The following is a 14559-nucleotide window of genomic DNA, read 5'->3' as shown; positions in this document are numbered from 1 at the left end:
GGCAGGAGTCGTCCTTGGCATAGGCCCACGGGCCCATCGTCGGCAGCTGGAGGTGAGGTGGCCACACGGCTTCCTTCGGCGCCTCCGATCCTGCCCGGACTCGCCTATATACGCCCACTGGGATCAGGTGGCTTCGCCGACGTCTTCCTCTATGAGCAGGACATGCCCCGGCGCAACGTCGCGGTCAAGGTGATGCCCAGCGATGTGCGCGATCCCGAGCTGCGCCGCATGTTCAACGCCGAGGCCGACGTCCTCGCGCACCTGTCGGCGCACCCCTCCATCGTGACCGTGTACCAGGCGAGCATCTCAGCGGACGGCCGCCCGTACATCGTCATGGAGTACTGCCCGGGATCGCTCGCGCAGCGGTACCGGGTCGAGCGGATCCCGGTCGAGGAGGTCCTCGCGATCGGCGTGCGCATGGCCAGCGCGCTCGAGTCGGCGCATCGCGCGGGCCTCGTGCATCGCGACGTCAAGCCGAGCAACATCCTCATCACGACCTTCGGCACTCCCGTCCTCGCCGACTTCGGCATCTCGTCGTCGCTGCTGCGGCGGACCGCGGACGAGGTGCTGGCGATGTCGATCCCGTGGAGCGCGCCCGAGGTCGTCGCCGAGCAGACGGCCGGCACGGTGAGCAGCGAGGTGTGGAGCCTTGGGGCGACGGTGTATTCGCTGCTGGCCGGCCACAGTCCGTTCGAGCGACGCGAGCGCGGCCAGAACACCAAGGAGCTGCTGCGGCGACGCATCGCCCGCGCGGGATACGTCGAGATTCCGCGCGCCGACGTGCCGGCGTCGCTGCAGCGCGTGCTCGCCACGGCGATGAGCCGCGATCCGGGCAGCCGGCAGCCGTCCGCCCGTGCATTCGGCGAGGCGCTGCGCCAGGTGCAGGCCGAGCTCGGCCAGCACCCGACGCCGCTCGAGGTTCCCGACGCGGACTGGTCTCCGTCATCCGCCCCCGTGGATTTCGGCGACTCGGCGCTGCGGGGCCCGGCCCGGTCGCGCGTCGAGCGCGATTCGACCCGCAAGGTGCGCTCGGGCACCGGCGTGGCGGCGCTGGCCCGCGATGAAGACACCGACATCTCGGCTCCGGCCGCACGGCGGCGCGGCGCCCTGCCGTGGGTCGCAGGCATCGGAGCCGGTCTCGTGCTCGGGGCCGTTGCTGTCGTGGCGACCCTCTTCGTGGCGGGCGTGCTGTGATGCGGCGCAGGACGATCGCCGGACTGGTCGCGGCGGGTGCCGCCGTCGCGGTCGTGATCGGCGTCAGCGTGGTGTGGCCGGGCCTGGATGCCCAGGAGACGCCCGAGGTCGACACAGCGGTGTGGGCGCTGCAGACCGGCGAGGGCCGCCGCTACGCGCGCGTGAACACCTCGATCGGCGAGCTCGACACCGTCCGCAGCATCAGCAACCCCGACCAGGTCGTGCAGACCGGCGACGCGGCGTACCTCTTCAGCGACAGCTTCAGCAAGGTGACGCGCATCGACGAGGCGCAGCCGACCGACCTCGACGAGGAGGCGCTGCAGGCGTCGACCTCGACCCCGGCCGGCACCACCGACGTCGTGACGGCGGGGGACTACGTCGCCTACCTCACCGACTCGGGGGCCGTCTTCGCCGGGCTGCTCTCGGCCGGCGGGGCGGCTCAGCTCGATCCGTTCCCGTCCGACGAGGAGGATGCCCCGCAGTACGCCGCCGACGCGATCGCGGTCGATGAGCGCGGCGTGCTCTTCAGCTACTCGCGCGCCGACGGCTCGGTGCTGCGCTGGGACATCGACGACGCGGCCGTGCGCGGCCGCGACCCGCTCGACGCGGACGGCATCACGGAGCCCGCGATCACCGCCGCGGGCGACACGTGGGCGGTCGTGGACACCGAGGACGGCGACGTCTGGCTGCGGGGGACGGATGCTGCGGCATCCGCTCCCACGACCGGCGCTGTCGTCGTGGGCGCGCCGGACGCGACCGGCTCCGACGTGTACCTCGCCGACGAGACGTCGCTCGTGCGCGTGCCGGTCGATGGCTCGGACATGGATGTCGAGGTCGGCACCGGTACCGGCGCCGTGCTCGGCACGCCTGCCCAGCCGGTGCCGCACGACGGCGACGTCTATGCGGCGTGGCTGCCGCAGGGCGAGACCGGCGGGACGCTGTGGCGCTCCGGCGGCGAGACGATCCCGCTGGCCTACGGCGAGGAGTCGATGCCCGACGAGCGACGGCCGATCTTCGTCGCGACCGGCTCGGCGATGATCCTCAACGAGACACGGTCGGGATGGGCATGGTCGGTGCCCGATGGCGAGCTGATCGCCTCGAGTCAGGACTGGTCGCTCGATGACCGCACCGACCCCGACGCCGTGCCGAGCGATGAGCAGCTGCAGGTCGTCCTCGACCCGAAGCCGCCCATCGCCGAGCCCGACTCGTTCGGCGTGCGCGCCGGGAGCCTGGCGTCGCTGCCGGTGCTCATGAACGACCACGACCCGAACGAGGACGTGCTCGCGATCGATCCCCGGTCGGTCAGCGGACTCGACCCTCGATTCGGCACGGTGACCGTGACCGACGACGGCCAGCGGTTCGCGGTGCGGCTGGACCCCGAGGCCAGCGGGTCGGCGACGTTCTCGTACGTCGTCTCGGACGGCACGGCGCAGGACGGGCTGATCTCCGAGCCGGCGACGGTGACGCTCTCGGTGACGGCGCCGTCCGTGAACAGCGCGCCGGAGTGGTGCGGTGTGGACCGCTGCCTCGTGGAATGGCCCGAGCCCGAGGTCGCACGCGGCGGTACGGTGACGGTGCCGGTGCTGCCCGGATGGGTCGACCCCGAGGGTGATCCGCTGCTGCTCCTGGGCGTGCAGAACGTCACCGGCGTGGGAAGCGTCGCCGCGACCCCCGGCGGCGACGTCGTCTACCAGCACAGCGACACCGGCGAGGGCGGCGAGCAGCAGATCGAGCTGGCGGTGACCGTGTCCGACACCTTCGGGCAGACCGCGGTGAAGTCTCTCGTGGTGAGGGTCTCGCCGCAGCCCCAGCTCGCCGCGCAGTCGTTCGCCGTCGTCGACACCGCCGTCTCGGGCATCACGGTCGATGTGGCCGACCACGTCACCGGGACGGCGGGCACCCTGTCGCTGGACTCGGTGCGCGTGCTCGACGACGCCGCGGCGACGGCCACGGTCATCGGCGGCTCGACGTCGTTCGACTTCGCCGCCCAGACCGCGGGCACGTACCGCGTGGACTTCACGGTCACCGACGGCACCAGCAACGCCACCGGCACCGCGCGCATCACCCTCCTCCCCGCCGACGCTCCCGCCCAGCTGGCGACGTCGCCCGTCGTGGCCTTCGTGCACCCGCAGCAGGACGCGACGCTCGACGTGTTCGACGCGGTCTCGAACCCGACGCACCGCGTGCTGCTGCTCAGTGACGTCGTCGCGACGGCGGATGCCGGGGCCACCCTGTCGGTGGACGCGGTGGGTCAGAATTACCTCCGGGTGTCGGGCACCACGCCCGACGGCGGGCCGGGCCGCCTGGGCACGGTGTCGTACGTCGTGAGCGACGGCACCGAGGACGAGGGCTCCCGCGTGCAGGGCGAGGCGACGGTCTACCTGCTGCCGCCGGCTCCCGAGCTGTCGCCGATCGCGATCGACGACACGGTGGTCGTCCGCGCCGGCGCGCAGATCGACATCCCGGTGCTCGACAACGACATCTCGCCCGCCGGCGGTCGTCCGACCCTCGATGCGTCCCAGGTGACGTCGTCGACGGATGCCGCGCTCGCGTTCGCGGCAGGCGATGTGCTCCGCTACCTCGCGCCCTCCGAGCCGGGGGAGTACGGCATCGACTACTCGGTGTTCACGACCGGCGCCCCCGCGCTCGCCGACACCGCGATGGTGCGCGTCCGCGTGATCGACGATGACGCCAACCGGGCGCCCTCCGCCGACACGCTCGAGGGCCGCGTGCTGAGCGGGCAATCGGCGCTGGTCGACTTCGACGGCTTCGGGATGGATCCCGACGGGGATGTCGTCACGCTCGACCGCATCGTCGAGCAGCCCGAGCGGGGCTCCGCGACGATCTCGGCCGATGGGGCATCCATTCTCTACTCGAGCGTGCCGGGCGACAGCGGACAGGTCTCTTTCCGTTACCGGGTGGTGGACGCCTTCGGTGAGACCGCGGAGGGCGCGGTGCGCGTCGGCGTGCTCGACGGCGAGGCGAACCCGAGTCCGGTGACGTTCACCGACTACGTGCAGGTGCAGGCTGGTGAGGGCAACACCATCCGGGTCAGCCCGCTGTCGAACGACCTCGACCCGACGCTGGGTGCGCTGAAGGTCACCGACATCCGCCCCGACGTGCCGGCGTCTCTCGTCGACGGCAGCGAGAACCCCGAGTATGCCCGCCTGGATGACCGCATCCAGACGGTCGACGATGCCACCGTCGTGATCGAGGCCGGCGCCGAGCCGGGCACGATGTCGTTCCTCTACGACGTCGAGTCGACGTCGGGCAACACTGGGCGCGGGCTCATCGTGGTGCGGGTCGTGCGCGAGAGCGTGCCCGACTACCCCATCGTCTCCGACACGATCCTCACGGTGGAGTCCCGCGAGGACTTCCCTCGCGGCGTGGATGTGCTCGACGGCAAGGTCACGTGGTCCGGCGGCGACATCTCGGATCTCGAGGTGTCGCTGTGGGGCGAGCCCGAGGGTGTGACTGTCGACGGCACCGAGCTGCGCGGCGAGCTGCCGGCGACGACGCGACTCATCCCGTTCGCGGTCACGGGCGAGAGCGCCCAGGCGGGCGACGAGTCCGAGACGGTGACCACCTACGGATTCCTCAAGGTCCCCGGCGACGACGATCTGGCTCTGACCCTGCGCGCGGGCGCAGCGTCGCCGGAGGTGCGCGAGACCGAGTCGACCACGTTCGACATGGCCGAGCTCGTGGCCCGTCCGCGCGGCAGCCGCATCGAGGTCGGACCGGACGTGCGCGTCTCGGGGGCGCGAGCGGAGGCCGCCTGCACCGTGGAGTCGGGCACCGTGGTGCGCTACGACGCGGGCGCCGGAGCGCCCTGGGTCGACGCGTGTCAGGTGCCGGTGCGCATCGCGGGCAAGGACGACTGGACGTACCTGTCGGTGCCGGTCACGGTGCAGCCGCAGGACCCGCAGCCAGTGCTGCGGCCGGGATCGATCACGGTCGGGCCGGGCGAGACGGCGACGTTCGACCTGCGCAACATGACGACGTGGCAGCTGCGCGAGGACTGGGACGGCATCCAGTACGCCGTCGAGCACGGCGGCGGATCGTTCGATGTGACTCAGGAAGGCTCCGTGCTCACGGTCACCGGCGCCGACGCCGCGGTGCCCGGGTCGGAGGAGGCCGCGCTCGTCTCGGTCACCAGTCATCCTGCGGTGGCACCCGCGCGGCTGATCCTGCGCGTCGGCGCGGCGCCGTCGACGCTGCCGCAGGGCGGCTCGGTGGTCAAGCAGTGCTCGCAGAGCTCCGGCTCGTCGTGCAGCTTCTCGGTGATCGGCGCGGGCGGCGAGGTCAACCCGCTCCCGCGCACACCCCTCGAGGTCGTCGGCGTGCGACCGACCGGCGCGTGCGTCGGGGTGGCCTTCGCAGTCGCCTCGGACACGAACGTGACGGCATCGTGGACGGGGGATGCCCCGGGCGCGACGTGCACCGCCGCGTTCTCGGTGCGCGACGCGCAGGGCCGCGTGACCAGCTCCGAGCGCGACGGACGTGTGATGCTCGACCTGCTCGGCTACCCCAAGACGCCGTCGAGCGTCGCGCAGACCGGCTACGCCGACGGCACGGTGACGCTGCGCGTCGACCCGGGCGAGGCGCGGCAGGCCTATCCGTCGCTGAGCGGGTTCGTCGTGCGCTCGGGCGGCGCCGAGGTCGCGCGCTGCGGGGCGGACGGCGTGTGCCCGCCGATCCCGGCGCCCAACGGCGAGCAGCGCACCTACGAGGCATGGGCGATCAACAGCGTGGGCGAGTCGCGCGGCAGCGTCCGCACCGTCGCGTGGGCGTACGACACCCCGGGCAGTCCGTCGCGCGTCGAGTGGTCGCCGGTCGTCACCGACGGCGATGGCGGTGTCATCTCGCTCGCGATCCACGGCGTCGACGGCGCCGAGACCGGCACGCTCGAGATCTCGAGCCCCGCCGGCGAGACCGTCCGCGTGCCGGTGGGCAACTCGGAGCGCGTCGACGTGCCCCGCTTCCGGGTCGGCTCGAACTCGCTCACGAACGTCTCGATCACCCCGTACTCGCGGTTCTCGCTGCCTCCCGGCCTCGGCGGGCGGCCGTCGGGCGAAACCGTCACGGTCCAAGCCAACGGCGTGGGCGCGCCCCAGAACGTGACCCTGTCGCTCAGCTCGCAGTCCACCGGCGACGGATTCGCGACGGTGAACGCCGTGGCCACCGCCCAGCCCAACGGCACCGGTTCGGAGCTGCGCTACCACATCGTCCAATACGAAGACCGGCACCGCTGTGACCCTGTGGCAGGCGGAGCGAACGCGTCCTTCCCGGGGCTCGAGGACGGCGACGAGTACCGCTTCTTCGTGTGCGTCGAATCCTGGTACGGCGGTGCCGTGTACGGCGGAGGCAGCGCCGAGGCGAGCGTCCGGGCGACCCAGAGCGGCGCGGCGCCCCGCGGATACACGTTCGTCGTCGATCGCCGTCCCGTGGTCCAGGGTCAGCAGGCGCAGTGGCGCATCACCGGGACGCCCAGTTCGACCGAGAACCCGCCGCGCAGCAACGAGGTGCACTTCGAGGGCTGGAACGACGGGACGCCGGTGTACGACCGGGACCCGGGCATCAATGTGTACTACCGGCACAAGTTCTGGGGCAATGAGTCGGCGCGTGCGCCCGTCGTCCCGGCGGCCGGGAGCGCCCCGTACCAGGTGCAGGCGAGCTGGTCGATCCAGTCCTGCACCGCCGGCACCTCGCTGCAGCGCACTTCGCAGTCCAGCAACGGCGACGCCTCGTTCACGTGGTCGGACGCCGGCATCGTCTTCCGCGACGAGAACAACGCGGCGCTGCCCTACACCGCGGGCTCGTGGACGGTGCCGGCCGGCGCGGTCAGCGTCGAAGGTGTCACCGTCAGCGCCGGCTGGGACGCGGCGTGGAACCTCGATCCGGCCTCCCAGACCCTGCCGAAGAGGGCATGCGACCCAGGCACGCAACCCGACCCTGGCACGCCACCCGGGCCTGCACCGGCCCCCTGAGCCGGAGCCGCTCCAGCCGACCCGCCCTCGCCTCCAAGCCAGAACAGCAAGGACATCACGACATGACCATCACTCAGGATCAGGCCGACTGGTTCGCCCAGACGTTCGGGCAGATCGCCGACAACGTCGAGCGCGCCCTGCTGGGCAAGCGCCACGTGGTCGAGCTGGTCCTCACCGCGATGCTCAGCGACGGTCACGTCCTGCTCGAGGACGTCCCCGGAACCGGCAAGACCTCGCTGGCCCGCGCCATGGGCCAGTCGGTGCAGGGCGTCAACACGCGCATCCAGTTCACGCCCGATCTGCTCCCGAGCGACATCACGGGTCTGAGTGTGTACGACCAGAAGGAGGGCGTGTTCGAGTTCCACGCCGGCCCGATCTTCGCCAACATCGTGCTGGCCGACGAGATCAACCGCGCGAGCCCCAAGACGCAGTCGGCTCTGCTCGAGGTCATGGAGGAGGGGCGCGTCACGATCGACGGCGTCTCGCGTCAGGTCGGCGTGCCGTTCCTCGTGCTCGCCACGCAGAACCCGGTGGAGCAGGCGGGCACCTACCGCCTCCCCGAGGCGCAGCTCGACCGCTTCATGATGCGCACGTCGCTCGGCTACCCCGACCACGCAGCGACCGTCCGCATCCTCGACGGTGCAGCCGTGGCAACGGCCGACCTGTCGCCGATCATCACGCCGCAGGCGCTCGTCGGCATGGCCGACCTCGCCACCCAGGTGTACGTCGACGCGCTGGTCTTGGACTACATCGCCCGGCTGGTGGACGCCACACGGGCGGCCGACGAAGTGCGGCTAGGCGTCAGCATCCGCGGAGCCCTCGCGCTCTCGAAGGCCACGCGCACGCGCGCGGCGTCGCAGGGGCGCACCTACGCGACGCCCGACGACGTGAAGGCGCTCGCTGTGCCGGTGCTCTCGCACCGCCTGATCCTGCACCCCGAGGCCGAGTTCGACGGCGTCACCCAGGAGACCGTGGTCGGGCAGGTGCTGCTCGACGTCGCACCCCCCGCCCGTCGCGAAGCCGCCGTCTGAGCCGGAGCCGCATGAGCCTCACCGAGTCGCGTCTGACACGCACGGTCCAGTCCAGTGGGATGACCGGGCGCACGCACGCGACCGCCACGAGCGTCGCGTCGCCCCGCGCACGCGCGCTCGTGCGCGCCGCGGTGTGGTGGACGAGCGCGTCGCGGGCGACCGGGGCGGCGATCGCGGCCGCGGCGACCTGGGCTTCGCGCACCGTGCGTCCCGCGGGCACGCTCGTCGCGGTGGCGGCGACCGCGGGTCTCGTGCTCGGTCTGGTGTTCGGCTGGGTGGAGTGGATGGTCGCGGGCGCGGCATCCGTCGTCCTTCTGGTCACCGCCGTGCCGTTCCTCTTCGGGGCCCGCGCATACGATGTCGACCTCTCGCTCACGCACGAGCGCGTCGTCGCGGGCGACGGCGTCACAGGCGAGATCGTGGTGCGCAATGACGGTCACCGGATCGCGCTGCCCGGCCGCATCGACATCCCGGTCGGCGCCGGACTGGTGGAGTTCGGCGTTCCGCTGCTGCGCCCCGGGCACACCGTCGCGCAGCCCCTCGACATCCCGGGGCTGCGCCGCGGCGTCGTCACCGTCGGCCCGGCGACCACCGTCCGCAGTGATCCCATCGGGCTGCTGCGCCGAGAGCACGCGTTCGAGGACGTGCACGAGGTGTACGTGCACCCGCGTACCACGCTGCTGCCGTCCACCAGCGCGGGCCTGATCCGCGACTTGGAGGGCAGCCCGACGCGCCGGCTCGTCGACGCCGACATGTCGTTCCACGCGATCCGCGAGTACGCCCCCGGCGACTCGCGTCGCCAGATCCACTGGCGCTCGACGGCCAAGACCGGCAAGCTCATGGTCCGCCAGTACGAGGAGTCGCGCCGTTCGAGCATGGCCGTCGTGCTCGCTGCGTCCCAGGCGGAGTACGCCGACGCGGATGAGTTCGAGCTCGCCGTGTCGTGCGCCGCGTCGCTCGGCCTGCGCGCCGTGCACGATGCGCGTGACGTGACGATCGTGACGGGCTCCGAGATCCCCCGCGTCGTGCGGGGCCGGCTGCGCGCGATCCGCCGCGTGCCGGCCGCCGCACCGCGTCCGATGCTCGACGGGTTCAGCTCGGTCGAGCTGCTCGAGAACACGATGCCGGTGGGCGAGGTCTGCCGCCTCACCACCGAGTCCGGCGAGCGGCTCTCCATCGCGTTCGTGGTGGTGGGTTCGCGCGTGACCCTCACGCGCCTGCAGCAGGCGGCGCTGGCGTTCCCCAGTGATACCGCCGTCATCGGGGTCATCTGCGATGAGAGCGCGCACCCGCGCATGCAGACGCTGTCGGGGCTGTCGGTGCTCACCGTCGGAACGCTCGACGATCTCGCCGGCCTGCTGCTGAGAGGGGCGACCTCGTGAGCGCCCCGACGCCGCCCGCCGTCTCGCCGCGTGTGCGGCCGCCCCGGTTCGTGCCTCGAGTGGCGGCGGGAGCCGTGTTCGCCGCCGTCATCGTGGCGATCGCCGCCGTCGCCGCGTGGCCGATCTACCGCTCGACCAGCCTCCTCGTGCTGGTCGCGGTCGGTGCCGGCGTCGCGGCGCTGATCGCGTCGGCCGCGTGGCGCTGGCGGTGGAACGGCTGGATCGTCGCCGGAGCCCTCGCGGTCGCAGTCCTGCTGCTGGGTGTTCCGCTCGCGGTGCCGTCGCGCCTGGGTGCTCCCGACCAGCTGCTGCGGGGCCTGGGCGAGCTCGCGAGCGGGCTCGTGCTGGGCTGGAAGGACCTCGTCACGGTCGAGCTCCCGGTCGGCTCGTATCGCAACCTGCTCGTGCCCGCGCTGGTGGTGTTCCTCGTCGGCACGTGCGTCGTCCTCCTCCTGGCGTGGCGCGAGAACCGTGCCGCGTACGCCGCGGTGCCGGTGGCGCTGGGCATGGTGTCGTTCGGGCTGTTCTTCGGTCGCACGACGGTGAGCGCGCCACTGCGGCTCGGCCCGGTGGCCCTGTACGCCCCGGTCGAGACGGCGATCGGCGTGGCCGCACTGCTGGCGTGCCTGCTGTGGCTGGCGTGGCGCACGCACGACCAGCGCGTGCGGGCGCTGCAGCGGGCTGCGGCATCCAGCGGCGTCCGCGTCTCGCGCCGCACGTCGCCGGCCGACCGCCGCCGCACGCTGCTGGGCGCGGGGCTGACGGCCGTGGCGCTCACGATCGCGGTCGTGGTCGTGCCGTTCGCCGCACGGGGCGCCGACCGCGACGTGCTGCGCTCCGCGATCGGGCCCGACATCGACCTGTCGGCAGAGGTCAGCCCACTCGCGCAGTACCGCGCGCTGTTCGGCGACGAGCGCGTCGGCGAGCTGCTGTTCCGCGTCGACCCCGTCGACGGGGCGGCCCTTCCCGACCGCGTCCGCCTGGCGACGCTCGATGCCTACGACGGCGAGGTGTACCGCCCCGGCGGCGGAGACGGAACCGCGGATGCCGGACGCTTCGTGCGCGTGCCGTCCGCGCTCGACGCGGGTGAGGGCGAGCCGGTCGGCGCCGCGATCTCGATCGAGGCATGGGACGGGATCTGGATGCCGACAGCCGGGCGTCTGCGGACGGTCGACTTCGGCGGGCCCCGGGCCGCGACGCTCGCCGATCGGTTCTACTACAACGCCACCGCGGCAGCCGGCGTGCAGACCGCCGGCGGCGGGTTGCAGCCCGGCGACCGGTTCGTCCTGAACGGCGTGGAGCCGGCTGCCGCCGAGCTGTCGGAGCTCGAGGCGCCGGGCGGTCCGCCCGGCGGTGTCGCCACCCCCGAGAGCCTGCGCACGTGGATGGACCGGCACGGCACCGGCACCGGCGGAGCGCGGCTGGACGGCCTCGTCTCGCTCATGCGCGAGCGCGGCTACCTCAGCCACGGCCTGGCATCCGGCGAGGAAGACGCACTTCCGGCATGGGCCACCCAGCTGTCGGACTACTCGTTCCAGCCGAGCGCGTCGGGGCACTCGCTGGCCCGCGTGGAGACGATGTTCTCGCGGCTGCTCGAGCGCGAGACCGATCCTCGTGCCGAGGCGTCCGGCAACTTCGTCGCCGCCGTCGGTGACGACGAGCAGTTCGCCGTGGCAGCGGCGCTGATGGCGCGCGAGCTCGGATTCCCGGCACGGGTCGTGCTCGGGGCACGGCTCGAGGCGTCCGACGCGGAGCTGTCGGCCTGCGACGAGGGCGCCTGCCGTGCCGGCGATCTCGCGGCATGGACCGAAGTGCAGTCCGCGGACGGCGAGTGGGTCGCCGTCGACGTGACGCCGCAGTACGACCAGTCGCCCAGCCTGGATGTGACCGAGCAGCGCGACCCCGAGAACGTCACCGAAGTGCGCCCCGACTCGGTCGAAGAAGTGGTGCCCCCCGATCCCACGCAGGAGGATTCCGCGTCGGATCGCGCCGCCGAGGAGGAGGCCGCCGTCGATCTGGCGTGGCTGTGGCCGGTGCTGCGGATCACCGGCGTGGTCACGCTGGTGCTCGCACTGGCGTTCGGGCCGTTCCTGATCGTGCTGGGCGCCAAGGCGTCGCGACGGCGGTCGCGGCGACGGGCTGCGGTTCCCGCATCCCGCATCGCCGGCGGCTGGGACGAGTACGTCGATGCCGCGGTCGACTCGGGGCGCGAAGCCCCGCGCGCCTTCACGCGGAGCGAGCTCGCCGAGGCCTTCGCCTCGCCGTCGGGTGCGGCCCTCGCGACAGCGGCGGACCGCGCCGTCTTCTCGTCGGCGACGCTCGACCCCGCCGAGGCCGAGGAGTACTGGCGCACTGTCGACGCCGAACGACGCGCACTGCGACGCGAGCGCGGTTTCTGGCGCGGGGCGCTCGCGACCGTATCGTTGAGATCGTTGCTCCGTCCGCTGGCATCCGAATCCGGTGCCGGCCTGCGAATCGCCGAGAGGGGGAGACGACGGGCAGAGCCCGCGCGTCCCATGCCATGAACGCCACCGATGCCTCTGGAGTCATCTTCGGGATGCTCCTCAGCCTCCTGCTGGTCGCCGCCCTCTACGTGTGGGTCGGGCTCGCGCTCTCCGCTGTGTTCCGCAAGTCGGGGGTCGAGCCGTGGAAGGCGTGGGTGCCGATCCTCAACACCGTCGTGCTGCTGCAGCTCGCAGGCCTCTCGCCGTGGCTGGTCGTGCTCGCCTTCGTGCCGGTCGTCCAGATCGCGTTCATCGTCGTCTTCGCCCTGGCGATCTATCGCCTCAACGTCGCGTTCGGCTTCGGCATCGGGATGACCGTGCTCGGTGTGCTGCTGCTGCCCGTGTGGGCGACGATCGTCGGCTTCGGAAGCGCCCGCTGGGTGGGCCGGGAGTCGGATGCGCCGGTCGCCCACGCCTCACGGGCGGGCTCCGGCCCGCGGCGCTCGAGCGACACCCCGCCCACGCTCCCACCGCTGCCCTCGTTCGCGCCGGCGCCGCCCAGCTCGGCGCCGCCGCCCCCCGGGGCGGCCGGATTCACCCCTGCCTCGCCCGCCGGATTCTCTCCCGCGCAACCCGCCTCGTTCTCGCCCGCTCCGGCGGCGAGCTCGCCCGCCCCTGCTCCGACCCCCGCCCCGACCGCGGAGTTCACGGCACCCGCGGGCGGGTGGGCCCCGCCGCCGCTGCCCAGCCCCGGCAGCGCGTCGGGGCAGGACTCCGGTGCGGCCCCCGCTCCGGTCTCGAGCACCTCCGGCGAGGGCTGGGAAGGCTTCGCGGCCGATGCCGGTGATCTCAGCAGTGAGGTCACGGGCGCGATCCCGGGTGCGCCGGCTCCGAGGTCGGCCGTGCCCGCGGAGCCCGCCGTGCCGCCGATCCCCGCGATGCTGGCCTCCGACGAGGTGGGCGCCTCGTCGCCACCGGCATCCGCCACGGGCGACCCCGTCGGGGGCCTGACCCGTCCGCCGGTGGTGCGTGTGCCGCGCGGCGCCCCCGTCGACCAGAACCCCGAGCCGTGGGCCCCTGCGCGATCGCCGTTGAGCGAGCCGGAGGCCTTCGCCGAGAGTTCCGGTCCCGTCTCGGCCGTGGCAGGAGCGCCCGACGCGGGTGGACCGCGCTCGGCGCGCGCGTCGGTCTCGGCGCAGCACGCCCGGCCCGAGATCCCGGACGACGACGACGTCATGGACGAGACGATCATCGCCCGTCGCCGTCGCACGCACTGGTCGCTCGTGCCGCCCACCGGCAACCCCGTCGAGATCGGCTCCGAGGTCGTCATCCTCGGCCGCCGGCCCGCGCCGGACCCGGCTCATCCGGGAGCGCAGCTCATTCCGATCCAGGACGGGACCGTCTCGAAGACCCACGCGCGCCTGCAGCTGCGCGACGATCGCTGGTACGTGACCGACCTGGGCTCGACGAACGGCGTGCTGTTCGCGACGCTCATGGGCACCGAGGTCGAGGCCCCGCCCGGGGTCGAGGTCGAGGCGGGTGACCGGTTCCTGCTGGGCGACGCCGAGGTGCGCCTCGTGCGGAGCGACACGTGACGGACGCGCCCGACGAGCGCACGCAGCCCGCACGGCGGATGCGACACGAGGAGCCCCTCGACGAAGCCACCCGTTTCTCGTCGCGCCGCGCCGCGGATCCCGACCCGGTCGACGAGTCGACGAGACTGTCGAGGCGACGGGCAGCGCCGGCCGAGCCGGAGCCCTTCGACGACGAGACCGTGTTATCGCCACGCCGCGCGGTCGATCCCGACCCGGTCGACGAGTCCACGGTGCTGTCGAAGCGACGGGCCGCGCCGGCCGAGCCGGAGCCCTTCGACGACGCGACCGTCCTGACCCCGCGCCGTGCGGTCGCTCCCGACCCGGTCGACGAGTCGACCACGGTGTCGCCCCGTCGCGCCACCGACCTCGACCCGGACGACGAGTCCACCGTCCTGTCGCAGCGGCGGTTCGCGCCGACCGAGCCCGAGCCTTTCGACGACGGCACCGTGCTGTCCGTCAAGCGCAGCAGCGCGCGGACGACGGATGCCGTGCCACGCCCGCAGAGCCACGCGACAGGAACCGCCGGCCCGCGCCGATCCGGCGAGGCGCCGGCCCCCGTCGATCCCGACGACGGCTCGACGATCGTCGTGCGCCGCGAGTCCCGCCGCCGCGCGGAAGCCGCTCCGGCCACGGACGCCCCCGCCGAGCCGGCTGTCACGGAGTCCGCCGCCTCGGTCGCGCCCGCGCGTGCGGCCGTGGCGCCGGCCGCGGATGCCGTCTACACGCCGCGCGCCGTACCGCCGAGCGTGCAGCGCGCGCCGGCCCGCGCACACGCCCCGAACGCCGGGATCGAGGGCCTCGGCGACCCCGCAGCCGCGCGCCGTCGCGACCGCAGACTGGCGGTGATCGTGGTGGCCGCGGCATCCGTCGTCGCCCTCGTGGCGGTCGTGTCGCTCGTCGCCGTCCTCGTCTCTGGCTGAGCGTCC

General features: G+C 73.1%; 7 protein-coding genes. All 7 read left to right on the top strand.

Annotated elements, in window-relative coordinates; genetic code table 11:
- The first annotated feature begins 57 nt into the window (after nucleotides 1-57).
- Nucleotides 58-1194, top strand: a complete 1137-nt coding sequence (locus HF576_RS11060; RefSeq protein ID WP_168912887.1) for a protein kinase domain-containing protein — start codon at nucleotides 58-60, stop codon at nucleotides 1192-1194.
- Entirely contained in the window at nucleotides 1194-7181 is a 5988-nt protein-coding gene (locus HF576_RS11055) for an Ig-like domain-containing protein (RefSeq protein ID WP_168912886.1), read from the top strand. Before HF576_RS11060 ends, HF576_RS11055 begins: the two co-directional genes overlap by 1 nt.
- 62 nt (nucleotides 7182-7243) lie before the next feature.
- A complete protein-coding gene (locus HF576_RS11050) occupies nucleotides 7244-8212 on the top strand; it encodes an AAA family ATPase (protein WP_168912885.1) in 969 nt (322 codons plus the stop codon).
- Between the two features lie 11 nt (nucleotides 8213-8223).
- The gene (locus HF576_RS11045; RefSeq protein WP_168912884.1) at nucleotides 8224-9594 is read left to right on the top strand and encodes a DUF58 domain-containing protein; all 1371 of its coding nucleotides are present in this window, start codon (nucleotides 8224-8226) and stop codon (nucleotides 9592-9594) included.
- Entirely contained in the window at nucleotides 9591-12119 is a 2529-nt protein-coding gene (locus HF576_RS11040) for a transglutaminaseTgpA domain-containing protein (protein ID WP_343234244.1), read from the top strand. Before HF576_RS11045 ends, HF576_RS11040 begins: the two co-directional genes overlap by 4 nt.
- Entirely contained in the window at nucleotides 12116-13633 is a 1518-nt protein-coding gene (locus HF576_RS11035; RefSeq protein WP_168912883.1) for a DUF5684 domain-containing protein, read from the top strand. Before HF576_RS11040 ends, HF576_RS11035 begins: the two co-directional genes overlap by 4 nt.
- On the top strand, nucleotides 13630-14553 hold the full coding sequence (locus HF576_RS11030; RefSeq protein WP_168912882.1) for a hypothetical protein: 924 nt from the start codon (nucleotides 13630-13632) through the stop codon (nucleotides 14551-14553). Before HF576_RS11035 ends, HF576_RS11030 begins: the two co-directional genes overlap by 4 nt.
- The last annotated feature ends 6 nt before the right edge of the window (nucleotides 14554-14559 follow it).

The organism is Microbacterium salsuginis (assembly GCF_012524205.1).
Classification (GTDB): Bacteria; Actinomycetota; Actinomycetes; order Actinomycetales; family Microbacteriaceae; genus Microbacterium; species Microbacterium salsuginis.
This window is presented reverse-complemented; position numbering and strand designations above follow the sequence as displayed.